Origin of the sequence: Leptospira sp. B5-022, assembly GCF_000347035.1 — a bacterium.
In the GTDB taxonomy this organism is placed as follows: Bacteria; Spirochaetota; Leptospiria; order Leptospirales; family Leptospiraceae; genus Leptospira_B; species Leptospira_B cinconiae.
On the sequence record NZ_ANIJ01000018.1, the window covers coordinates 125,839 to 149,092 of the forward strand.

Genomic DNA, 23,254 nt, shown 5'->3' on the forward strand with positions numbered 1-23,254 from the left:
TTCTATCTGGTAATATGGAAATTAAAATTCGTATTACCGAAAGTTCCGTACAATCTCAACCAGATGGGCAATAGCATTTCGGTTGCTCTTGCCCCTGTAATATCTCCGAGATCGATAATATTCTTCCAGCCAAAATCGTTCGCTAAAAGATCCGAGACTTCTTTCTTTGCTTCCGAGTCGTTTCCACAAACGAACACATCATGTTCTCCCGGAACTCCCGAAGCATTAACCATAATGGTACAATTCATCGTGTTTAATGTTTTGATCACTTTCAGGTCCGGAAAAGATTTTTGGATGGTCTCTCCTAACGAATCATTCGTTCCAAAAATTAAACCTGGCGGTTTTCCTTTGGAAAAATCGAGTGCGTTAGCAAGATCCACTAAAATTTTTCCTTTAAGGGTTTCTTCTCCGACGGATCTTAAAACTTCTACACTGATTTCACCTTTTGTACAATTGAATAGAATATCACCGAAAGATGCTGCATCCTTAAAGGTTCCTTGAGAAGCCTTGCTTCCGGATTTGGAAACCCATTGGGCCGCTTTTTCATTTGTGGCGGAACGAGATCCCATTTTTACCTCGTGCCCTTTTTCGATTAGTTTACTTCCGATGGTCTCTCCTACCATCCCGGTGCCTAAAACTCCGATTTTCATTTATTTCTCCGAAAGTACGACCTCAAAATCGTTAAACCGGATCAGTTTAACTGATCTTAGACAAAAGATCCAATGTATTGTTCTTTCTGTATTGGAAAAAAGAAATAAAACTGTCACTGTATTCCTTTTTAAAAATAGGGAATGATATTTATAAACATGAAAACCGAATATACGATTTTCCAAATAGATGCATTTACAGATTCCTTATTTAAAGGAAATCCTGCAGCGGTGGTTCCTTGGCAAGGAGAATGGTTGCCCGACTCCAAACTCATCGAGTTAGCAATGGAGAATAATGTATCGGAAACCGCATTCTTCCGTCCTAGAAAGGAAAAAGGGGAGTATGATCTAAGATGGTTTACTCCAAATGTCGAAGTCGACCTATGCGGTCATGCGACTTTGGCGACTGCATTTGCAATTCATGAAGTATTGGAGAATGGATCGGATGTTTCCTCTTTAAAATTTCATACTAAGAGTGGGATCTTGGAAGTGTTTCGGGAGAATGGAAAATACTATTTGGATTTTCCTGCAAGGCCGCCCGTCGAAACCGAATATTCTCCGGAAGATCTAATATCTTGTTTTAATATAAAGGCTAAAGAAATTTTAAAAGCCCGAGATATCCTATTCGTTTTTGAAAAAGAATCAGAGGTCCGCAATTTGCTCGCAAACCATGATGCTTTGACAAAACTTCCATTCTTTGCTGCGATTGTAACGGCTCCCGCCGATAGTGGGAAGTCCTACGATTTTGTTTCCAGATTTTTTGCTCCTGCTAAAGGAGTTCCGGAAGATCCAGTGACCGGTTCTTCTCATTGTACATTGATCCCCTTTTGGTCTGAAAGATTTAAGAAGAAAGAACTGAATGCATACCAAGCCTCGGCGAGAGGAGGTAATTTGGTTTGCGAGAATCGAGGAGAAAGAGTTCGTATCGGAGGGAACTGCAAACTATATCTGAAAGGCTTATTTTATCTGGAGTAAAATTTTACTTATAGGATTTATTCTTCAGGCCTGAATCTAAAATTTGTAATATCTTCTCCGCTTCTTGTAGAGCGTTATTCTTATCTATCTGCAATAAAGGGTTATTCAGTTGGCATTCGTTTAGAAGAACTGAATACCCATGAACCAAAGACCAGGCAGCAGTTGCCATTTCTCTTGCTTGGAACTTATTGATCTTTTGGGATTCACAGATCAGGATCGTTTCCCAAAGTTTTAAAAAGGAATTTTTACCTGCTTCCATAAGATCTTCCAGGTCGCCCACAGGCCCCAGATCAATATGCCACATGGCCCTGTAGTAGCCTACATTCTCCAAACAAAAAGAAATATAAGCGAGGCCTAGTCTTTTCAATCGATCGAACGGATCGGAAGGAGAAGAGGCCTTCTCCGCTTTCGTAAATTCTTCCGTTATTTTTATAAATCCGTCTTTGGAAATTTGAGCGAGAAGGTCCCTATGAGAAGGAAAATGTCTATAAGCGGCCGCATGACTGACTCCAGCTTCTCTTGCGATCTCTCTAATGGTAAAAGCGGAATCTTTGCTGCTCTCTAAACGTTTTAACGCCAGTGTTTTTAGGGTCTCCGCTAAATTCCCATGGTGATAGGAACCTTCCGGTTTTTTCATTTTTTTCTTTGCAGGCATAAAAATTTCCTAAAAAATGTTGACGTTGGTAACATTTGGTGTTACCAATAGTAACATTGTTGGACTGAGTCCAATATTTTTCAAGTAAATCCCGGAGTAGAACGGGAAAGGACGAGGTTTTATGACTCCAGAACTAACATTCAAGTTAGCCAGCAATTTTACGATTGTCGGCTGGTTATTGCTCGCCGGTCTTCCAAATGCGAGGATCACCAAACTATTGGTAAGAAACGGGGTTTGGCCCTTGGTACTTTCCGTATTGTACTTGTTGATATTAGCATTGAACACAAAGGGAGGTTTCGATTTCGGATCCTTGGAAGGTGTGACCAAACTATTTTCCGACCCTTGGGTCTTGCTTGCAGGTTGGGTGCATTATCTTGCCTTCGATTTATTCATAGGGATCTGGGAAACAAAAGAAGCGGAAACATTGGGAATATCCAGGTGGATCTTGATACCTTGTTTATTCTTCACGCTGATGATCGGGCCGGTCGGCTACTTATTATTTCAAATCGTTCGTTGGAAAAAAGGAGGAAGTCATGCAAGCATCTAACGTATTAAATCCGGCTAATTTTCATTCGGAAGGGTTTTTCTATACTTTAAGAAAGAACAGAGGCTTAAGTTTTTATACTGGGCTAGTATCTTTCCTTTTAATACCGGTCTACATTCTTCTTTCCCAAATCGATCCAAGGATGGTTGTGGGGGCGAATACTTGGATCAAACCATTAAAATTTGCTGTTTCTATCGGGATCTTTCTATGGACCATGGCTTGGTTTTTGGAATTGTTGGGAGATTTTCCGAAATTCAGAGATAGAGCAGAAAAATATTTTGTGATCTCTACCATAGTGGAGTTGGTGCTCATCACTTTACAATCAGCAAGAGGAGTGCAATCACACTTCAACCAATCTTCTGCACTTGATGGAGCGATCTACAGTATCATGGGAATGTTTATCTTCCCTATGATACCTGTTTCGATCTGGATGGATAAGAAGTTCAGACTTCTTGGTTCCAAATTGGATCCTCGTATATTAACTGCCGTTCGATTCTCTCTTTGGATCTTTGCAATCGCTTCCGTGGTCGGAGTTTTTATGTCTGCGAGATTAGCTCATGCTGTCGGCGTCCCTGACGGAGGTCCAGGACTGCCTATCGTGAATTGGAGTACGAACGGAGGAGATATCCGTATCGCTCATTTTGTCGGGATACATGCCTTACAAATTCTTCCTCTGTTTGCGTTTTTAACGATCAAACAAAGTTGGAATGTTTTAAGTGTTAAAATTGTTTCAATAGGTTATGCGATCTTGGTTGGGGCAGTTTTTGTAAATGCAATGCTCGGTCGTCCATTGATCTAAGAGATTCCGGATCCGAACCTGTCATATTTTGATTTGGTTCGGATTACTTTACGACTTATCCTCTTTCCGTTCCGAAATAAAATTTTCCTTGTTTACGAATCAGATTTCTGCTGATCAACCCGTCTGCAATAATGAGTAATCCTTGTGCTGCTGCATGTTTTTTTTCTTCAGGGACATCGTTCTGTTTGGACATCAACTCGTGAACATAAGCCCTACGTTTTGCATCCATAACTCCTAGCATGGAGCCGCAAACTTTTTTATCTCCGACCAAGAATGCTAGTGCCAAGGTTTGAGGTGGAGTTTCGTTACACAAATAAAACAACGCCAGGTTATCAAAGAAGGACAATTCTTCGAAAGATTTTAAAGTTAATTCTTCCTTATCTTCTCCGCTCATATTGCCTCCTGTTCTTTGATCTTAGAATCCAAATATTCCACTAAGTATTTGGAATTCGGTTCTTCTCCGGTTGCCTGTCGGATCAGTTCCTTTGCCTCTAGACTTCTGCCCTTACTATGAACATGTTTTCTGAGCCAATTAAGGAGAGAAGAAGTTTCTCTGTTTTTTAATTCATCCTTAAACTTAGGATTCTGTTTCAAGAAGGCCGAATAGAGTTGGGCCGCATAAATATTTCCCAAGGAGTACGTTGGAAAATAACCGAAGGCTCCACCGCTCCAATGAACATCCTGTAAAAATCCTTTGGAATCATCCGTAACGTCAACGCCTAGCAAAGATCTCATTCCATCTTTCCAAGCGCCTGAAAGATCCTTCAATACGAGTTCTTTTTTGAAAATCGCTCTTTCAATTTGAAATCTCAGGATAATATGAAGATTGTAAGTGATTTGGTCGGCTTCTACTCGGATCAATGAAGGTTTGGATCTATTCACAAAAGAATACAATGTAGGAAAAGGAAGAGAAGATTCGGAAATACCTAAGTTTTTCAAAAACAAAGGATAGATCCCTTCCCAAAATTCCTTGGACCTTCCCACTTGATTTTCCCAAAGACGGCTTTGAGATTCGTGAACACCCAAAGAAACGGAATCCTTTAAAGGAGAAGGACCTCCTGCAATCAACGAGATTCCCGCCTCATACAAAGCATGACCTGTTTCATGCAAAACCGAATACACGGAAGAAAGCGGATCCGATTCTTCATAACGTGTGGTAATCCTTTTATCAAAAGAACCTAAAGAAGTAGAGAATGGGTGTGCGCTAGAATCCAATCGAAATCCCGATTCAGGCAAGCCCAAAAGAACCGGAAGACTCTTATTAAAAGGAATTTGAGAATCGATCGGAAATTTTCCCTGAAAAGGAAAGTCCGCGTCTTTTGCCTTTGCGATGAGAGGCACTAATGATTTTCTGAGATCCACAAATAGGACTTCTAAGTCGGCAGCTTTTGCTTCCGGTTCGTATTCATCTAAAAGAGCGTCATACGCTTCCGTAGAATAACCGAAATAATCCGCCTTCTGAAAAACAAGATCCACGATCTTTTGTAAGATAGGAAGAAAGGAGGAAGCATCATTCTTCTTTCTGGCGTCGACCCAGATAGAATGTGCCTGGCTTGTTACCTTAGAAAATTCTTCCACCCAAGAAATCGGCAAACAAGAAGAACGATCCAGATCTTTGAATAATAAATTCAGCTCTCTTTCTCGGAGAGATTTTCCAGGAAGATCGGTGCGAGAATTTTCTTCCCTGGCTTTCTCCGCCAAACTGCGAAAAGATTCTCCGATAAAAGATTTATGGGCAAGTCCGGAAAGAAAACTAAGTTGATCGCCCCTTTCCGCTAAGCCGTCACTTGGGATACCGATTTCCATATCCCAATGCAATACACTGCCAATGTTTCTAAGATGATAAATATTACGGAATTCATCCCGGTAGGCCTTGAACGCCGGAAGGATATTTTCCCAATTTTGAAGCTCGGATTCCCACATACGTAAAAAACATTCTTTTCGATTGACATCTCGCCCACCAACCAAAAACTGACTTTTATCTATCGCGGGCATGGTGTAATGGCTAGCACCGTAGCCTTCCAAGCTTCTAGTGAGGGTTCGAGTCCCTCTGCCCGCAAAAATTTCCCCCTTAATTTAAACAGTAGAATAAACGAATCCCAGAAAATTTGAGGGACTCGAACGGTTTCATCTGTAAGCAAAAATAGCGACCCATAGGGAGCGTATATTTTTGCGCACGAGACACAAGGATGTGCCGAGTCGGATGAAACACGCCTCGGAGCCAAATTTCGCAGGATGCGAAATTACGAAGAGGTCGAGTCAACCTTCCTTAGTATTACACTGATCAAATTTGTAACAACGCTTGAGCGAAGCGAAAGTGCGCATCAGACAAACAAAAAAATTTCGTACTAAATAAACCAAAGATACAATCCTTCCGCAATAGAATTTCTAAATCTTTTTTTGTCGGAAAGTTTTTTCTGGACTTGTTTTTACTTCGGTTTTAGATCTGACCTCATTCTTTGGATTGGTGGAGAGTTATGGATCGAATTCCAAAATATATTTCTATTCTTTTGATTCTATTATTTGCGGGGATTTTATCCGCACAAAACGATACGTATACCGTAACCGCAAATTCTTGGCCTTCCGATTTTTCTTCTTTCGAATCGTTTAGAGATACAAATGCAAGTACTTCCCAAGGAGCGGTTATTGTTCTTTTGGCTGCGCTTTCTATCTATTCCAAAAATGCGGAAGAAGGTAAGAAGGCGTTGATTATCTGTTTGGACGCGAACTCTTTGATCGCAGATACTTCTCCGAATGGTTATAAAGGTTTTAATATCAATCGGAACACGATCGATTTAGTAAAAAGACAGTTAGAGCAACATCCTTATTTGATCGGTTCTTATCTTCCCGGTTCTTCTTTCCAAAACGGTTATAAACCTTCCAATCCTCCTTATACTTTTACTCTGACTTCCAATCGTTTCAGCGGAACGGAAGAGTCAGGGCAGAAAAAATTGTTTCTTCCTTCTTCCGGAGCCGATACTCCAAGGCCAGTGACAGTAAAAAGGAACGCGAAAGGTATATGGAAGGCTTCCGAGTTTTCCAGTTTGCTAGTCGGTATTAAAAAGCCCGCGACTTCTAATCCTGCGGACGATCTTTGATCGTCCTTAAGAAGCTTCTTTCTGCAGCATATCCGCAGCAAAAGCTTCTTCCAATTGACGGACTGCGTTTTTGGAATAGGCGATCAGTTCTTTTTCATTATGTCTGAGTTTGAATTGATCCTTAACCATTGCTTCATCGTAATCCCTGAATTTTTGGATGAAGTATTTTACTTCCGAAGGTAAAAATCCCAGATCTTTTAGAGTTTCTTCCGCAAGCTCTAAGGAAGAGGCGAAGGTATCTCTTCGTATCGTTTCAATCCCAAGTTCCATTAGATCGAAATAGTGGGATCTATTTCTGGCTCTTGCGATAATCCTTAAATTCGGAAAATTCTCCTTAGCCATCTTTGCGATCTTTAAAGATAATTCCGCGTCTTGGATCGCAAGTACAAGTATCTCCGCATGAGCTGCCCCTGCTGCGGTCAATAGATCCAATCTACTTGCATCACCGTAATAGATCTTATGTCCGAATTTTCTGGCTGCATTAACCTGGTCAGCATTATGTTCTAAGGCAGTGAATCTTATCTTATGCAGATATAACATCCTGGAAATGATCTGTCCAACCCTTCCGAAACCTGCAATAATAACGCGGTTTTTTTCATAAATCGGATCAGCCGGTCTTTCTTCTTCCTCGTGTATGTAAGGATCTATTATCTTTTCCTTAATAATCCCTATAAACGGAGTAAGAATCATAGAGGCAGTAACGATCACGATAGAATAATCGGTAGTTTCTTTGGAAAGAACACTCAGCTGTGCCGCTACATTCAGGATTACGAATGCAAATTCTCCACCTTGGGAAATACTAACGGCAAGATTGGAAGAAGAATCGGAAGTAAGATTTGCGATCTTTCCTAATACAAAAAGAACTATTCCTTTGACGGACATTAATCCGAGTGCAAGACCGAAGATCAAGAATGGATGATTGATAAGGATTTCCAAATTCATGGACATTCCAACTGCGAGGAAGAATAGACCTAAAAGTAATCCTTTAAAAGGTTCTAAGTTTGCCTCTAGCTCGTGTCTGTATTCCGAATCTGCGAGTAGTACTCCGCCTAAAAAAGAACCGAGTGCCATGGATAAGCCTACTTTCTCCATGGCAAAAGAAACTCCCAGTACCAATGCCAAAGAAAGTGCTACGAAAATTTCGTGATTACCCGTAGCAGCGATCATTCTAAAAAGAGGTCTCATCAAAAAACGTCCGCTTAAGATCACCACAATGATTGCCGTAATCGCCGTTCCTAATTTATAAAAATTGAATCCACCATGAGCGGCTTGCCCAGGCTCCAAAGCCGCTAAAGGAAGAATTGCCATAACGGGGATCACCGCCAAATCCTGAAAAAGAAGGATTGCAAAGGCGGATCTTCCGTACGAAGTGTTGAGTTGGTTTTTTTCCGCCAAAGACTGAAGAGCAAATGCAGTGGAGGAAAGTGACAAACTCACCCCTAATATAACGGAAGAAAGAAATCCTAATTGGAATAGATAACCGATCAATCCGCCTAACAAAAGTGAAGACACCGCTACTTGGAAAAATCCCATTCCGAAAACCGGTTTTCTCAGTACCCAAAGAGTTTGGGGTCGGAGTTCCAAACCTATTAAAAAAAGAAGAAGAACCACTCCGAATTCCGCAAAATGCATGATCTCAGTCCCGCCGGTCACAAGTCGGATCCCGTGAGGTCCGATCAAAATTCCTCCAACCACATAACCGATAATGGAACCGATCCCTAATTTTTTGAAAATCGGAACGCATAGAACTGCTGTGCTAAGTAAAATAATTGCCGTAACGAGTAAACTTTTCTCTTCCATCAATGCTCTTCCTTTCGATTCGGATCAATTTTCATTAGACATTTTGCGGATAGGGAATAAAACCACTTTTCCTAAGTATGATTCTTGTTCTTAAACTGGAAAATGCCATAATTATTTAGTATGGATGCGGGGAAAATCAGCTTTCTTAATAGGAACTTGCCGCAAATGTCTCCACTCTTGAAGCCCATTATTTGGTATCGATTGAAGACTTAAATTTTAGGATATACTGTAAGATTTGCGTTAAGAAATAACTTTCAGTCAAAAATGTGTGGATAATAATCAATTCTAAAAAAAACAAAAATTTATGATTCGCGAATTCAGGTTTTCCAAACTTATTTTTTTGCTCTGTGTTTATTCGTTTTCGGGGGCACTCTTTTCAGAAGAACCTAACACTCAAGAGACCTCAGGTAAACCCAGAGAGAAGATTATTCAAAGTAAAGAAGAGAATCTTAAAGCCGATACTCAAAAATTAACGGAAGCAAAGGATGAAGAGGAATGGGGTCTTAAAAAGGAAGAACTGACCCCTAAAAAGAAAGAAGATCGTGCTCCTCCGATCGAATTCGGTTTTTTTATAGATGGGTACTATAATGCAAGCTTAAACCGACCGTCATCAAAAGAACTATTATATACAACACAATCTACTCGAACGAACGAATACAATATCAACCTGGCTTATCTGGATGCTAAGGTAGAGACGGATAAATTTAGAGGACGATTCGCAGTTCAATTCGGTACTTCAGTTATAGCGAATTATTCGGGTGAAGGGACCACAGGAAAAACGTCTAACGAAACATCTATCCGGAACATGCAAGAAGCCTATGGAGGGGTTCGATTAGGAAAATCCACCTGGTTAGATGCAGGAATTTATTTCGGACATTTAGGATACGAGTCTTGGATCTCTCACGAAAATTTTATTTATACTCGAGCATTTTCTTCGGACTACGTACCATATTACGTTTCCGGAGCAAGATTGAGTGGAAAGATCAGCGATAAAGTTTCTTATCAACTTCATTTGAATAATGGATACCAAGTAGTAACGGATAATAATAAAGATATCTCGGGAGGTTTCCGATTGGAATGGAATCCTTTGAGCAACCTGATGTTCCGCTGGAATACTTTTATAGGGAATGAACAACCGACTCCTACTCCTAAAGAAACCAGATATTATAATAACTTTATAACAGAATGGAAACCGTTCCAACGACTGATATTGGCTTCTTCTTTTGATGTAGCTTATCAGGAAAGAGCGAGTAGAGAAGATTTAATCTATACTCCCGAAGGTCCGATCTACATTCGTCGAGATGGGGCTGCCTTTAGACAAACCTATGCAGGAAATTTTTGGGTAGCGTATCGATTCTTACCGGATTGGAGGATCGGTGTTCGTTTAGAAAGATACTTGGATCGAGAGCAGATGATCCTTGTAACCAATACTAAGGACGGTTTCCAAACAAGCGGTGCGACTGCCACTTTGGACTATCTTCCTGATCCTGCCATTTTGGTGAGATTTACATACCAATATAGAAGATCTATGGATTCTATCTATCCGCACGAGAATAATACTTCCAAACTAGACCGTATGTTCATTTTCTCCCTTTCTCTCAAGATCTGATTTTTTCGGAAGGTGTTAAATTTGGAACGAAGGAAATTTTAGAATTTTTCTAAAAAAGATTGAACAAAATTAAATTGTATGCAATCTATTTATTACGTAACCAGGAGGTGCCCACCGTGGCCCAAAATTTGTACGAGCTAACCGCTACCTTAAACAACGGAACTGAAAAGAAATTACAAGACTATAAAGGAAAGGTCTTATTGATCGTAAACACCGCAAGCCAATGCGGATTTACTCCTCAATACAAAGGATTACAGGAAATGTACGACAAGTACAAGGGAAAAGGTCTGGAAATATTAGGCTTCCCCTGCGACCAATTCGGTCATCAAGAACCAGGCAGTGATGCTGAGATCCAAAGTTTCTGCCAGGTGAATTTCGGGGTGAATTTCCCTCTTTTCAAAAAGATAGAAGTAAACGGCGACGGTACTCATCCAGTTTACCAATATCTTAAAAAACAAGCTCCCGGTCTTTTGGGGAAATCCATTAAATGGAATTTTACCAAGTTCTTGATAGATAAACAAGGAAATGTGATCAAAAGATTCGCTCCTATGACCCCTCCCGAAAAACTGGACAAACAGATCGAGGAACTTCTTTCCAAGTGAATTACGAATCCTTAAAGTTAGAGAAACAGATCTGTTTCCCGCTTTACGCTTCTTCCAGAGCGGTGACTGCTTTATACAGACCGCTCTTGGAAGAGTTTGATCTTACTTATCCTCAATATCTTGTTCTTCTGGTCCTTTGGGAAACCGATAAGATCCCTCTAAAAGAAATAGGGGAAAAATTATTTCTGGATTCAGGTACCCTAACTCCTCTTCTAAAAAAAATGGAATCATCCGGCCTTTTGACTAGAGATAGATCCGATCAAGACGAACGTTCTCTCGTGGTTAGCCTGACCACAAAAGGAAAAAAATTGCAAAAAAAAGCGGTTTGTATTCCGGAACGATTGTTGGAAGAATCAGGTCTTACTATGGAAAAAGTGCAAGGCCTGAAACGGGACCTCGACGACCTTCTAATTATCCTAGAACAAAAATTAAGAAATTCGGCGTGACAAATCCGTTTTATCAAAAACTATAGAGCGGCTTTTTTAAGTTGTGCACTTGCGCTAAGGAGTTAAGAATGAAACGCCAATTATCAGCAATATCGTTTGCTGCGGTACTTATTTTCGGAGCTTGTTCTTCCGAGCAAAAAAAATCGGAGGCTGCCTATGTTCCGAACTCGGATATTCGTGTTGTAGAAGCGAATATGATTAAAGAAGGAGATAAAAGGATTAAAGCCGAAGCAGTTTTGGGAACTCCTACTTTCGAAGAAAATACCCAAGATGGATCCGTTTTAGAATGGTACTTAGAATCCACCACCTACCAAAAAAATTCCTACAAAACTTTGTCAGAAAAACCTTCCAGAGTGGATGAAAGCACTAAGTATATCAAAGTGATCGTTGATAAAAAAGGTGTGATCAAAAAATACGAATACAAACTTTAATTCGAATTTAAGACCCGCATCTATAAAAAGGCCGTCTCTATAGCGGCCTTTTTTTTAGATATCGTCTTCCATCAGATCGATTCCCGCAAATCCTAATAGAAAATCCAGAAATTCCCCAAAATTAAATCCTAGTCTGATACCATATCGAATGGAGATATAAAGTTCTACTTCGAATAAAAACGCGGAAGGATAATCGTCTTTGTTTTTTGGATTTTGAGCCAGGAAAGTCTGAATTGCTTCATTTCTTCTTTGGGGGTCTAAACTTTCTAAGTATTTCCGAAAGAAGGCTTCCTTTTTCGCCTTTCTTCTTTCCGAAACCGGATTATTATAAAAACGTAGATATCGAATTTCGTAACTTTTAGAGTTTAGTCTTTCGTCGGAAAGTTCTGGGGTAGGATTCGGATCCTGTTCCGATTCGGGCGCTTCCGGAAGTAGTAAAAAATTACTATCCTTTTGCGAATTCGATCCAGGGGCTGTTTTGTTTCCTTCTTTTTGCGGAGAAGATTCAGTAGAAGGCATTGAGTGGAATTTCTCCCCGCCTAAAAATCCGAAAATCAATTGTTGGGATCTATAAGGTCCGTACGTTCCGCCTCTAAGTCCGTATCCTGTCCCTAAATCCCTTTTTCCGGGTTCCGATTCTCCACCTTGAAAAACAAATCCGGTTGCAAGAGGTCCTAATCTGACTCCGACTCCATATCCCGGAGTTTCAATTCCTGCGGTAAAGACGTCCGCTAAATCTTTTTTTCTATGAGACCAGTAAGTTGAACAATCGATCACGATCAGCCCCGGAAGTAAAATACAGAAAAAATGTATGCTGAGTTTTTTTTTCATTTCGGGATAAAGTCTGACTTTAGTCACCAAGATCGGCTTTCCGCTAAGCTCTCCGTTTCATCAGGAAACGCAATCGTAAAAGTGGAGAAATTTTATTGGTTTTCTTCCACTAGTCTTATTGAAAAGTATCCCCGATATAAGCGCCTGTCCCAATGATCCAGGCTCTTGAAGCCCGAAATTAGTTATTTATCGATAACTAATATTTTTATACGTACTATAAAAAAAATTGGAATGAAGAGATGAATGAATCGGAAGAAACTCGAGTCCATCATAAAAACATCGCTGTCTTCGGAGGCGGGCCGATGGGAGTTCATCTTGCCGTATCCTTAGCAGAAAGAGCGGATCGACTTTTTCTTTGGTATTCCGATAAAAAGAAGGCGGATCGTCTTCAAAAAGATAGGTCTGCAGAATTGTTGGAAGAATTTGTTCCGCTTGCGAATAACATTATCGTAACGAACGATTTCGATTTTTTATCGCAAGGCTCTTGGGTCATAGTTATCGCCGTTCCTTCCAGGCAAATGGAAAATGTGATCGATAGGCTCTCTTCTTATCTTTCCGAACAGGAAGAACATACTATCATTTCTTTTACCAAAGGTTTGGTTTCCACTTCGACCCGTAAAAAAACAAACGCTATTACTTTCTCAGACTATGTGATTAAAGTTAGGGAGATGAAAGAAAGTCTGAACATGGAATACGTTGCCGTGGCAGGACCTAACCTTCTCTCGGAAATGGCAAAGGGGAAACACAGCTTTTTTTCCATTGCTTCCACTGGAGAAAGAGCTTCCGAGGTCATGGAAGATCTTTTTTTCGGACCTAGAAATCATATTAAAACTTTTGAAGATATTCGAACTCTTGAATTATTCGGAGTGATGAAAAATCCGATCGCAATCGCCTGCGGTCTTGTGAACGGGATCCCGGAATGTGGATCCAATTTTGAAGGAGAGCTGATCAGCTTAGGCTTCTCAGAAATTCTAACTTTATTAAATATATTGGAACTTCCTGTAAAACCAGCGATGGAATTCGGGCTCGCGGATTTAATTACGACTGCAACTTCCAGATCTAGTAGAAATAGAGCTTATGGACAAAGATTTATCCGCAAGCTTATCTCCGGAGAAGACTCTCCGAATCTACTGGAACGGATCGAACTTTTCCTAAACCCGAAAGAATTTATCCAAAAAGAAGTGAGTCAGAGTGAAACACATGTAGAAGGAGCTTATGCTCTTTCCACTATTCTGGATTTAGCGGAAGAGAAAAAGGTAGAACTTCCGCTTTTTACTACACTCTTCGAAGTTCTCACTAGAAAAGTTTCTCCAACGGAAATGGTTCGATTTGTCTCCAAATCCACTAGTGATGATATACGAAATATTTCCAGAACCGCTCGTAAAAGATTCGGATTATCTTTAGCATCCGGGAAGGAATTCCAACAAGCGTTACGAAGAAGAGTACTTCGTCATGTTCATTCCCAACCTGGATTGACGGATCGGATCTTAAAACAATCCGGATTGCAGATCAAGTCGTTGGAAAAAAGATATTCTGAAGCAGTGGAAACCGGAGCCGGAACGGATTTGATGCTTCTTCCCAAAGAAATCGATCTATGGAAAGAAGCTGAGCTTGCGTATGAAAACGGAAAAAGTAGAAATCTCGATCGACTGGTTGAGTTTTATGTTTCAGAAATCGCGGACGAATACAGTCCGCTTTTTCGGGAATCTCTCATCCATTTAGTTGCCCCTGCACGTTTTGCGATCGGGGGTTTTAAACCGGGTGGAGGGCTTCCTAAGATCGGCGGTAATATAAAAGAGATCAAAGCGCTCGCTTCTAGATACGATATCCTATATACTCCGACTCATAGATCGCATTTGGATTCTATCGAAGTTGCTTTCGGTCTAAGATGGCTGGGGCTTCCGGTTCCGAGATATGCTGCGGATAAAAAAGTAATGGGGACTCCCGGACTTGCCCGGATTTTAAAAGCCTTAGGAGCCTACATGGTGGACCGAAAAAGAAATCGGAATCTTCTCTACTTGGAATGTTTGACCCAATATTCTACCATGATGTTGGAAGCTGGGATTCCTACATTGGTGTATCCGGAAGGGACTAGGTCGAGAACGGGCGGTATCATTCCGATCAAAACAGGAATTCTTTCCACATCTGTGGACGCATTTAAACATACAGGAAGCGAAGTGATCGTAGTTCCTATCGTTCTTTCCTATGAGAATGTTCCGGAAGATGTCGAGTTTGCCGGAAAAGACACACATCTTTCCTTTAAGGATTTTTTATTCAAAAGAACGGAAGTGTATATGGATCTTTGCGAACCGATTCCTGTTTCAAGATATATACAAGAAGATGATCCTACTCTTTCTATTTCCATGGAGATCTCGAGGGCATGGCAGGCGCATCATAAAATTCTTCCCAACCATATAGTCGCAAAATTTTTAATGGAAGCCGGAGGAGAGATTAGTTATTCAGATCTCAGCAAGATGATCGAAGAAATGATCCTGACTAGAAAAGGAAATTATTTGACCGAAGATGTACCGGAAATTTTAGATCGTGGGATCAAAGTTCTAATTTCCAGAAAGTTTATCAAAAAAGAAAACGGTCAGATTCAAGCCTTAGAGCCCGAACTTTTGCAATATTACGGAAACATGGTACCCGACCCGACTTGATCGGGCCGGACGTATATTAATCCACTTTGATCTTTGATGCGATCAGTACTGCTCTTTTTCGAAGCATGGAAATGGATTCTTCCTTTTCCGAATAAGTAAGTGCCACTCCCATTCTTCTGTATTTTTTAGTGATCGGTTTTCCGAAAATTCTCAGATCGGATTCAGGCATCTCGCATGCTTTGTCTAGTCCTTGGATATTCGGGACTTGGCCTTCCGATTGAGCAAGGATAACTGCGCTTGCTCCTCTTCTTACTAAAAGAATTTCAGGGATCGGAAGACCTAAAACGGTTCTCGCATGTAATTCGAATTCGTTAAAACTTTGTGTACCTGCCAAGGTTACCATTCCGGTATCATGGGGTCTGGGAGAAAGTTCGGAAAAATAAACATCGTCTTTCGTTAGGAAAAATTCAACTCCCCAGATACCTGCACCACCTAATTCTTTGGTGACTTTATCCGCCATTTCTTGAGCGGACTTAAGTTGAGAATCGCTAATCTCTGCTGGTTGCCAACTTTCTTGGTAGTCTCCTCGTTCTTGTCGATGACCAATCGGAGGACAGAATAAAGTTCTTCCTGACTTTTGTGTAACCGTCAATAATGTGATTTCGGATTCGAAAGAAATAAATTCTTCGACTATAATCTCGGAAGCGCCGGTCCTACCTTTCGTTTGGGAGGCGATCCAAGCCGTCTCGATATCGGATTCCGTTTTAATAACGGATTGCCCTTTTCCGGAAGAAGACATCAAAGGTTTTACAACACAAGGAATACCTATCGTTGAGATTGCTTCTTTCAATCCTTCCAACGTGGAAGCATATTTATATTTTGCGGTTTTTAAACCTAAGGTCTGGGAAGCAAGGTCTCTGATCGCCTTGCGGTTCATCGTAAAGTTAGCCGCTTTTGCGCTTGGAACTACTTGATACCCTTGTTTTTCGTATTCGTAAAATCTATCGGTTCGGATCGCTTCTATTTCCGGAACGATCAGGTCCGGTTTATGTTTTGCTACGACTCGATCCAATGCGTCTCCATCCAACATATCAATGACTTCTTGTTCATGAGCGACTTGCATTGCAGGAGCGCCGTCATAACTATCGACTGCGACCACATATTGGCCTATTCTTTGAGCTGCGATTACGAATTCTTTTCCCAGCTCACCGGAGCCGAGCAGAAGTATTTTTTTTCTCATAGGTTCTCTTGGGAGAATTTCCGGACTGGAAGAAGAATGGAAAGGAAAAAATGAGAACTCGGCCGATTTGTATAAATACAAACCGGCCTACAGAAGATTAAAGTTTAGTTTACTTTTTCTTTTTGGTAACTACGTCGAAGTTTTTATATTGAATATATTCCACTTCGGAAACATCCAAGCGGAAGATCCCTTTGGTAGAATGTACCAGCATCGTATTTCCGACCTGAGCTACGACAGCTCCGTGTAAAACGGTTTTGTCCAGCTTATGTACGGATTCCAGTACGCTGTAATATGTTTTGATCTCTTCTTCGGAGTTCAGTCTTTGAGAACCTGCTTCGGATTCTAATTTATCAAAAGCGATATTCAGTTTTTCGGTTTGGTCCTTCTCTATTTCCTTTGCTAGCGATTTATTGTCCAAACTTCCGGAAATAAGTTCCTCGTCTACTTTTACTAAAGTTTCCAGGTCCGCACGTTCTCTCGGGTCTTTTTCGAATTTTTCTTTTTGAACAGTGCGCACTAGATCGGTTCTGAAATTTTCAATACTTTGGGCAATGGCTGCATCATCGAGTCGATTCAAAATTGTTTGAGCCAGCTGGTCGAATTCAGGTTTAACTTCCGCTTCTTCTTGTTCCGAGATCACGATCTCGTTTTGTTCCAATAGTTTTTGGAGTTTTTGAAAGTTCGGATTTTCTGCAATTTTGTCCGCAGGGATTACCTGGCTGACAGGAGCCTTTAGAGTCATGGCCACCATACCTTCATACACTTTGATCTTTGGTAGCGTGCCCTGTACTACTTCGAAAGAGAATGCGGTTCCTCGAACACCGGCGATCGCGGTCGGTGTGGAAATTTTGAACTGCTCTTTCTGACTTAACTTATTCGTTTTTACAAGTAGAAGTCCCGTTTTAACTGCGAGGGAAGTTTCTTCCGAACCGTCTCCATGCAAAGAATCGATGCTCAAATTTGTATATGATTTTAAACGGATTACATGCCCGAGACTGGTTTGCAGATCCAAGGTCCCACTGTTCGTTTTAATAATATCGTCCTTTTGTAGGACACTCCCTAAAGATATAGGGATTAATTTTCCGTTTCTCTGCACCTCTACCTTGCCGGTTAGAAATATGATCACTAGTCCGGTTTTGGATTTAGTAACTTTGGAGCAGGAGTTTGAGGACCCAATGAATGTTACAATTAGTAACAAAAGGAAGAGTTTTCGATTCATTTGTTTATTCCGCCTGGAAATAAAAAATAGACGGTTCGAATAAATTTTTGACCGTATGAAATATATTTCCAGTCATATTAACAACTTGAAACTCTGTTTTTTTCATAAATATCGCAATTTCGTTTTTCTCTTCCTGTTTCCGATAATTCCCCTTGATTCGCTGGATACGGGAAAGATCAAATATAACGGCACCGCTTACGATCTGGAAACCGGCAATTTATTGTACAAGGATTTTCACGAGGAAACCTGGGAGAATGGCAGACATATCAGTTCCATAATCACATATAAGGATCCCGAAGGAAAAACGTTCGCGAAAAAAAGGATCAGTTTTTCAAAAAGCAGAACACTTCCCGAATTCCAATTAGAAGATTACAGAGACGGATATCTGGAAGGAGGGGCATTACGGAATGAAAACACCGTAAAATTATTCTTCCGCAGAAAATTTGAGGATTCCATCCAAGAAAAAACAATAGGTAGCGGAGGACTATCCGCCTTGGACGGAGGTTTTGATTATTTCGTAATCGATCATTGGGACGAACTTATGTCCGGCAAAAAAATAAAATTCAACTTTTTGGTTCCTGTAGAAAGGGATAAGTTCGAATTCCTTGCTGAAAAAACCAAGGAAGGGGAATACAATGGTAAGCCTGCTTTATATCTAAGGTTGAAAATAGCGAGTTCAATTCTCTCCGTATTCGTAAAACCGATCGATTTGGTTTACGATATCCAGTCGAAAAGAATTATGGAATTTCGCGGAACTAGTAATATCAACGACGAGAATGGAAAAAGTTATAAGGTAAAAATCGTTTATGGATTCAGATAAAATCCTAAAATCCCAGCCTCCAGAACGCCAATCCCTTTAATTTTACATTTTTTGCATATTCTTCCCAGAGTTTTAGATCCAGGATCAGACTACCTTCTCCTATTTCAGTACGAATCAGATAAATTCCTTCTTTTTCTTTTCCGTGCTGGATTACGAAGTTTTTATCTGAGGTTTGAGTTAAGAGCTTAGGTTTTTTCATATCCTTCTTCCAATAATAACCGTACAGAGGGAGACCGAGCCAGATCTGTTCCGGTTTATATGTTTTAAGTAGAAGGTCCATATTTCGTTTTGCCCAACCGAATTCTGTCACCGGCCCTGGAGAAGTTTTGGGAGAATGCAGATCATAAGCCATAAGTACAATCTCGTCTGCGAGATTTTCCCGATAAATTCCAGAATGAAAACCGGAAAGTTCTGGATTCAATCCTTCTTTAGGAAAGACCGCTAACGTAAGAAGTTTTCCTTTCTTTTTTAGGGCCGGTTGGAGTTCCAGCAACAGCTCTTTATAATGAATAGAATATTCGGGACCTAAACCTTCAAAATCCAAATGGATCCCCGAATAGAAGGAATGATCTTCCAGAAAGAGTCCTAAATTTCGAGCGAGAGTTTTTCGGAGTTGGGGAGACCTAAGGACCTTCTTCCCCGTATCAACTGAGCGAAAAGTGATGAGTGGAAACCATCTGGTCCCATTCTCCTTTGCGATTGTTTGGAGTGCAGAAGGAACCGAGGTCCCGGAAATTTCTCCATTCGCTCCGATAAAAGTCCCCGTAAAACATATACTGGTTCCGGGCTTGGAGATATTCTCCCAATAAGCCGAGGGTTTAGAGTTTAGATCCCGGCCTAGAGTATACTTCCATATTCTCTCTTGGGCCGATAAGGGACATAGGGAAATACATATTACGCAGAGAATAATGGCTCCAAGTCTGGAAAAGATCTTCATTTATCCGTCCTGTAATATTAAGGAAACCGATCCTTGATTTTTCTTCAATCCTGAAGGTTTGATCTCCGATTTTAATTACACAGCCAGGGTCGAAGACAAGTAGGATGCGAATGATGGCAATCACGAATACGGGAATGGGTGAGTTGATCCGGGACGGATTAGATCGTCTCGGTATTTTATCCTCCTCCAAAAAGGCGGAGATTACCCTCCATTCTACCAGCTTGTTCGAGCTATATAAGGCAAGGTTGCCTGACGGTTCTCAGCTAGCCATCAAGATCATTCCTAAAAAAGAAATGGCGGAAACGGAAGCGGAAGGTCTGGAACAACTTTGTAAACTGGGTGTCCGAGTTCCGGAATATCTGGGTACAGTTCATTTAGGAAAAGTTTCCCTTCTCGCTATGGAATTTATACAAACAGGTTCTTCCGCAGGGTTCAGGGAAGATTTGATCGCTAGTTTAAAAAATTTATACAAAAATGAATTCGGTTCTTGGGGTTGGAAAAGGGATAATTATATAGGTTCTCTCAATCAAGCCAATGGATGGTTCTCAACCTTTCGAGAATTCTATTGGGAAAGAAGACTAAAGCCGCAGATAGAGCTTGCACAGATGAGAAAACTTTTAACGGAAAAAGATTCTTCAGCCATCCGAGGAATCTTCGGTAAGTTTTCGGAAGAATGGGGGTTAGATCATATAAAGCCTAGAATGATTCATGGAGATCTTTGGTCTGGAAACGTTTTACAAGGTAAAAACGGTTTTGCATATTTAATAGATCCATCCGTGGCTTATTCTCATCCGGAACAAGACCTTGCCATGTTGCAATTGTTCGGAAGTCCTTTAAATCTGGAAGAGATGCAGGATATTCTAGCTACGGCAGGTTTGGATGATCCGGCTAATTTAAAGGACAGAATCCAATTCTGGCAATTGTATCCTGTCCTTGTTCATATCAATTTATTCGGTGCGTCTTACCTGACTAGCCTTCGGCACATTCTTCGCTATTACGGCGTGAAATAGTTTTCTTGATAGAATCCAAGTTTTCTGTTCTTTAGTAAGAAACCGACTTAGGACCGGGGAATGTCTTTGCCCAAAATAGCGAAAAAGAAAAAGCCAGCTTCCTCTAGGCAAAAAGAGAAAAACTCTAAGTTAAATCTGAGAAAATCACCTTCTCAAAAAAGAGCTATAGAGAGGGTTCAGTATATCCTGGATATAGTGGCGGATCTTTTGGACGAAGTCGGAACGGAAGGACTTACTACAAACCTGATCGCTCAAAGAGCAGAGATACCTATCGGTTCTTTATACCAATATTTTCCGAATAAACACGCAATCTTAAAGGCTGTGGGACAAAGACATTTGGAAAGAGTGAATTCCATGATCCTGAATTTTCTGGATACACATCCGAGCAAAACGGATTGGGAAAATCTGGTGGATAAACTCATAGATGCATTCGCTCAACTTTATAAATCGGAGCCAGGGTTTATCCCTATGTGGTCCAATAAAAATTTAGATCCCGAACTTGTGGCTATAGATAGGGAGAACAACCGAGCAATCGCTAATTTTATCGCGGAGTTATTTTTCGGGGTCATTCCTTGGATGAAGAAAAAAGAAGAAATGATGGTCATGTCCAGGATCATGGTAGAAGTATCCGATTCCGTTCTAAGTCGCTGGCTTCGAGAAAGACAGGACAAGGCTCTCGCGGACGGGATCTTACAAGAACTCAAGACCATGCTTAAAGCTTATATGAATTATTATATCCAGAGAGGATCTAAATGAAGGCCTTTCTATTCGAATTTCCTCTGACTGCTTTTGTCGTAGTGCTGATCAGTATCTCCCAGATCTTTCTTACGGTATTTGTTCCTGAAGAAATTCTAAATTCATTTTTTATCAGTCGTCCCGGAGAATTTTATCCTTGGAAATGGATCGGAATGGTCTTTCTTCACGCGGATATCACTCACTTGTTTTGGAATATGATCTTTCTATTTTTTTTAGGAAGGATCGTAGAGTATAAAGTAGGCCAAGCCGAATGGCTTCTTTTCTTTTTTATGGGAGCGCTAGTTTCAGGCGGTTTAGATTCTTTCGTAAGAGGATTGCTCTTAGGAGAAAGCCAAGCTGCTATCGGAGCATCCGGTGCAGTGTCCGGTTTATCCGCCGTCGCTGCATTACTTTCTCCTTTTTCTATTCGGGTCAGAAAGAGAAGTTATCCTTTTCCTGTTTTCGCAGTGGCTTGGCTTATGGTATATTCCGATATTACCAATTTGTTCTCCAAGGACCAAGTGGCACACTGGGCACACTTAGGTGGATTTATTTCAGTGGTCTTTACCGCATATTTTCTGAATAATAAGATCAAACGAGAATTGCATACCGGATTTGCATTAAACTTGGTATTTGTAGTTCTACTTCTGATTTTGGGATTTTTTGTCGGGGCAAGATAATTGATCGAAGTTCGTTTCACCGCTTACGAATATAACTCGAACGATTCTTTCACCAATTCAGTATATGAAATGAAAGGTTCGGAAGAATCCGGCTGGCAAATATTAAGAAATTCTTCACCTTATTTGGAACTTGGAAAAGGTTATCGACTTCTCAAAACGGAACTTTGCGGGATCTGTTCCACGGATTTAGATCGAAGATTTTTACCTTTTCCGCTTCCTCAGATCATCGGTCACGAAGTAGTCGCATCCGATTATCTTACCGGAAAAAAATACGTATTAGAGATCAATGATACCGTAGTTTCTAGAGGAGAAGAAGGGGACTCATTTTGCAAAGTTGGAATTCCAACACATAGCCCGACCAGAATGGTATTGGGGATCGACCGTCTTCCTGGCGGATTCGGGCCCTATATTCTCGCACCCAAAGGAAATTTAGTAGAAACCAAACAACTAGAAGATATGGAGGCGGTTCTATTGGAACCGTTTGCCGCTTCTCTACATGGGGTAGAAGTTTCCCTCAATCGGGCCGAAGCCGGCATCAAAAAGATTGCCGTTCTTGGTGCAAGACGATTGGGTTCCTTGGTGATCGCGGCCTTGGATCTATATAGAAAGAGAAACAAACTGAACTACGAAATTGTTTCTTTCATTCGCCATCAAAACTTAGCGGATCTATCTTTGAGAATGGGAGCCGATCGAATATTATACTTTTCCAACCTGGGAGAAGGTGAAGTTAAAGAAGGTCTTTTATTTGATAGGGATCTAGGAACCCCGACAAAAGCTTCTTGGTCCGATTACAAACAAACTTTCGATCTAACATTCGATACCACAGGTTCCGTTTCCGGATTGGAAACGAGTATGTATCTTACCCAAAAGGAAATTCATAGAAAGACAACGAATGGTCAGGCGTCTCTCGGGATTGCGCATCTCACTGAACTTGTCGTGGATGAGATCTCTATTACGGATCTAAGGTCCGATTTTTTGAATCTGGTTTGGGGAATTGAAACTTCTTCTCTTGCTTGGGTATTTATTTCTTCTCAGGTATCTCTAAACGAAGATGAAACAAAGTTATTAAATGATTTGGACAAGAAAGATCAAATCCGGATCTTTACAGGTTCGATAGAAGAAGGGATCAAATTTTTAGGATCGCAAGAATTCTCCGGGGCTCTACCTCGATTCGATTTTGCGATAGTAGACTCTTCTTCCGAACTGGATTTAGTAATCCGCCCGAATGTTAAGGAAGAAAAATCCTTAGTTCGACCAAGAGGTTTTATTCTGATCCCTAAGTCGGCGGAGAGTGGATCTAATTTATTTTTAGATTGGATTATGAGCGGCGGGATTTTGAGCACAAGTAGATGTGGGGACTTTGTTCGGACCAGGGAATATCTGGCATCCGAACCTGGATTTTTAAAATCCGTTTCCGAAAACTTGATCAACAAAGAATTCGATTCCAGATCTATTCCGGAAGCGTATACCGATGCGAGAAAACCAGAGAATATAAAAGTGATTGTCAGACATAAAGCTTCCTGAGCGAGTATTTAGTGACTTGCTTCCTACGGGTTGCTGTGAAAGGGAATGAAGA

At 40.8% G+C, this 23,254-nt stretch carries 23 protein-coding genes and 1 tRNA gene; 15 read left to right on the forward strand and 9 right to left on the reverse strand.

The window, feature by feature from the left end; translation table 11 throughout:
* Positions 1–2: 2 nt before the first annotated feature.
* The gene (locus tag LEP1GSC192_RS08550) at positions 3–650 is read right to left on the reverse strand and encodes an NADPH-dependent F420 reductase (RefSeq protein WP_020769616.1); all 648 of its coding nucleotides are present in this window, start codon (positions 648–650) and stop codon (positions 3–5) included.
* Between the two features lie 156 nt (positions 651–806).
* On the opposite strand from LEP1GSC192_RS08550, the gene LEP1GSC192_RS08555 reads away from it, so the two are divergent.
* Positions 807–1,622 (forward strand): PhzF family phenazine biosynthesis protein, encoded by an 816-nt coding sequence (locus tag LEP1GSC192_RS08555; protein WP_020769736.1) that lies wholly within the window; start codon positions 807–809, stop codon positions 1,620–1,622.
* 4 nt (positions 1,623–1,626) lie between these two features.
* Here LEP1GSC192_RS08555 and LEP1GSC192_RS08560 read toward each other — a convergent pair whose 3' ends face one another.
* On the reverse strand, positions 1,627–2,277 hold the full coding sequence (locus LEP1GSC192_RS08560; protein WP_020769618.1) for a TetR/AcrR family transcriptional regulator: 651 nt from the start codon (positions 2,275–2,277) through the stop codon (positions 1,627–1,629).
* A 121-nt stretch (positions 2,278–2,398) separates the two neighbouring features.
* On the opposite strand from LEP1GSC192_RS08560, the gene LEP1GSC192_RS08565 reads away from it, so the two are divergent.
* Positions 2,399–2,824 carry an ABA4-like family protein gene (locus LEP1GSC192_RS08565; RefSeq protein WP_020769485.1) on the forward strand — a complete coding sequence of 142 codons (426 nt, stop codon included), beginning with the start codon at positions 2,399–2,401 and terminating at the stop codon, positions 2,822–2,824.
* On the forward strand, positions 2,811–3,620 hold the full coding sequence (locus LEP1GSC192_RS08570; RefSeq protein WP_020769751.1) for a hypothetical protein: 810 nt from the start codon (positions 2,811–2,813) through the stop codon (positions 3,618–3,620). Before LEP1GSC192_RS08565 ends, LEP1GSC192_RS08570 begins: the two co-directional genes overlap by 14 nt.
* Before the next feature lie 55 nt (positions 3,621–3,675).
* Here the strand turns inward: LEP1GSC192_RS08570 and LEP1GSC192_RS19935 are convergent, their stop codons facing one another.
* Both LEP1GSC192_RS19935 and LEP1GSC192_RS08580 read right to left on the reverse strand, forming a co-directional pair.
* Positions 3,676–4,014 (reverse strand): hypothetical protein, encoded by a 339-nt coding sequence (locus LEP1GSC192_RS19935; protein WP_020769806.1) that lies wholly within the window; start codon positions 4,012–4,014, stop codon positions 3,676–3,678.
* Positions 4,011–5,543, reverse strand: a complete 1,533-nt coding sequence (locus LEP1GSC192_RS08580) for a carboxypeptidase M32 (RefSeq protein WP_020769437.1) — start codon at positions 5,541–5,543, stop codon at positions 4,011–4,013. The genes LEP1GSC192_RS19935 and LEP1GSC192_RS08580 overlap by 4 nt, the downstream gene beginning before the upstream one ends.
* Before the next feature lie 64 nt (positions 5,544–5,607).
* Here LEP1GSC192_RS08580 and LEP1GSC192_RS08585 point away from each other — a divergent pair.
* Positions 5,608–5,679, forward strand: a tRNA-Gly gene (locus LEP1GSC192_RS08585).
* 418 nt (positions 5,680–6,097) lie between these two features.
* Positions 6,098–6,718: a hypothetical protein gene (locus LEP1GSC192_RS08590; protein WP_020769543.1), complete on the forward strand. Its 621-nt coding sequence runs from the start codon at positions 6,098–6,100 to the stop codon at positions 6,716–6,718.
* A 6-nt stretch (positions 6,719–6,724) separates the two neighbouring features.
* Here the strand turns inward: LEP1GSC192_RS08590 and LEP1GSC192_RS08595 are convergent, their stop codons facing one another.
* Positions 6,725–8,518 (reverse strand): monovalent cation:proton antiporter-2 (CPA2) family protein, encoded by a 1,794-nt coding sequence (locus tag LEP1GSC192_RS08595; RefSeq protein ID WP_020769447.1) that lies wholly within the window; start codon positions 8,516–8,518, stop codon positions 6,725–6,727.
* 304 nt (positions 8,519–8,822) lie between these two features.
* Between LEP1GSC192_RS08595 and LEP1GSC192_RS08600 the strand changes: the two genes are divergently transcribed.
* The 4 genes from LEP1GSC192_RS08600 to LEP1GSC192_RS08615 all read left to right on the forward strand — a co-directional run bounded on the left by LEP1GSC192_RS08600 (position 8,823) and on the right by LEP1GSC192_RS08615 (position 11,606).
* Positions 8,823–10,127 carry a porin gene (locus tag LEP1GSC192_RS08600; RefSeq protein ID WP_020769739.1) on the forward strand — a complete coding sequence of 435 codons (1,305 nt, stop codon included), beginning with the start codon at positions 8,823–8,825 and terminating at the stop codon, positions 10,125–10,127.
* A gap of 116 nt (positions 10,128–10,243) precedes the next feature.
* Positions 10,244–10,729, forward strand: a complete 486-nt coding sequence (locus LEP1GSC192_RS08605; RefSeq protein WP_020769676.1) for a glutathione peroxidase — start codon at positions 10,244–10,246, stop codon at positions 10,727–10,729.
* Complete coding sequence (locus LEP1GSC192_RS08610) at positions 10,726–11,175, forward strand: MarR family winged helix-turn-helix transcriptional regulator (protein ID WP_020769440.1); 450 nt, start codon at positions 10,726–10,728, stop codon at positions 11,173–11,175. Before LEP1GSC192_RS08605 ends, LEP1GSC192_RS08610 begins: the two co-directional genes overlap by 4 nt.
* Before the next feature lie 68 nt (positions 11,176–11,243).
* A complete protein-coding gene (locus LEP1GSC192_RS08615) occupies positions 11,244–11,606 on the forward strand; it encodes a hypothetical protein (RefSeq protein WP_020769735.1) in 363 nt (120 codons plus the stop codon).
* A gap of 54 nt (positions 11,607–11,660) precedes the next feature.
* Here the strand turns inward: LEP1GSC192_RS08615 and LEP1GSC192_RS08620 are convergent, their stop codons facing one another.
* On the reverse strand, positions 11,661–12,437 hold the full coding sequence (locus LEP1GSC192_RS08620; protein WP_369750129.1) for a hypothetical protein: 777 nt from the start codon (positions 12,435–12,437) through the stop codon (positions 11,661–11,663).
* A 239-nt stretch (positions 12,438–12,676) separates the two neighbouring features.
* On the opposite strand from LEP1GSC192_RS08620, the gene LEP1GSC192_RS08625 reads away from it, so the two are divergent.
* Positions 12,677–15,097, forward strand: coding sequence for a 1-acyl-sn-glycerol-3-phosphate acyltransferase (locus tag LEP1GSC192_RS08625; protein WP_020769817.1), 2,421 nt, complete (start codon positions 12,677–12,679; stop codon positions 15,095–15,097).
* Between the two features lie 16 nt (positions 15,098–15,113).
* On the opposite strand, the gene purT is transcribed toward LEP1GSC192_RS08625, so the two are convergent.
* On the reverse strand, positions 15,114–16,277 hold the full coding sequence (gene purT, locus LEP1GSC192_RS08630) for a formate-dependent phosphoribosylglycinamide formyltransferase (RefSeq protein WP_036089605.1): 1,164 nt from the start codon (positions 16,275–16,277) through the stop codon (positions 15,114–15,116).
* A 109-nt stretch (positions 16,278–16,386) separates the two neighbouring features.
* On the reverse strand, positions 16,387–17,496 hold the full coding sequence (locus LEP1GSC192_RS08635) for a FecR domain-containing protein (protein WP_020769759.1): 1,110 nt from the start codon (positions 17,494–17,496) through the stop codon (positions 16,387–16,389).
* A gap of 55 nt (positions 17,497–17,551) precedes the next feature.
* Here LEP1GSC192_RS08635 and LEP1GSC192_RS08640 point away from each other — a divergent pair, with 55 nt between their 5' ends.
* Positions 17,552–18,316 (forward strand): hypothetical protein, encoded by a 765-nt coding sequence (locus LEP1GSC192_RS08640; RefSeq protein ID WP_020769581.1) that lies wholly within the window; start codon positions 17,552–17,554, stop codon positions 18,314–18,316.
* A gap of 4 nt (positions 18,317–18,320) precedes the next feature.
* On the opposite strand, the gene LEP1GSC192_RS08645 is transcribed toward LEP1GSC192_RS08640, so the two are convergent.
* Complete coding sequence (locus LEP1GSC192_RS08645; RefSeq protein WP_020769450.1) at positions 18,321–19,253, reverse strand: glycosyl hydrolase family 18 protein; 933 nt, start codon at positions 19,251–19,253, stop codon at positions 18,321–18,323.
* A 113-nt stretch (positions 19,254–19,366) separates the two neighbouring features.
* On the opposite strand from LEP1GSC192_RS08645, the gene LEP1GSC192_RS08650 reads away from it, so the two are divergent.
* The 4 genes from LEP1GSC192_RS08650 (at position 19,367) to LEP1GSC192_RS08665 (ending at position 23,202) form a co-directional block, all read left to right on the forward strand.
* The gene (locus LEP1GSC192_RS08650) at positions 19,367–20,263 is read left to right on the forward strand and encodes a fructosamine kinase family protein (RefSeq protein ID WP_020769631.1); all 897 of its coding nucleotides are present in this window, start codon (positions 19,367–19,369) and stop codon (positions 20,261–20,263) included.
* A 66-nt stretch (positions 20,264–20,329) separates the two neighbouring features.
* The gene (locus LEP1GSC192_RS08655) at positions 20,330–21,019 is read left to right on the forward strand and encodes a TetR/AcrR family transcriptional regulator (protein WP_036089609.1); all 690 of its coding nucleotides are present in this window, start codon (positions 20,330–20,332) and stop codon (positions 21,017–21,019) included.
* Complete coding sequence (locus LEP1GSC192_RS08660; protein ID WP_020769846.1) at positions 21,016–21,678, forward strand: rhomboid family intramembrane serine protease; 663 nt, start codon at positions 21,016–21,018, stop codon at positions 21,676–21,678. The genes LEP1GSC192_RS08655 and LEP1GSC192_RS08660 overlap by 4 nt, the downstream gene beginning before the upstream one ends.
* Positions 21,679–23,202 carry an alcohol dehydrogenase catalytic domain-containing protein gene (locus LEP1GSC192_RS08665; protein WP_020769724.1) on the forward strand — a complete coding sequence of 508 codons (1,524 nt, stop codon included), beginning with the start codon at positions 21,679–21,681 and terminating at the stop codon, positions 23,200–23,202. It abuts the gene before it with no gap.
* The last annotated feature ends 52 nt before the right edge of the window (positions 23,203–23,254 follow it).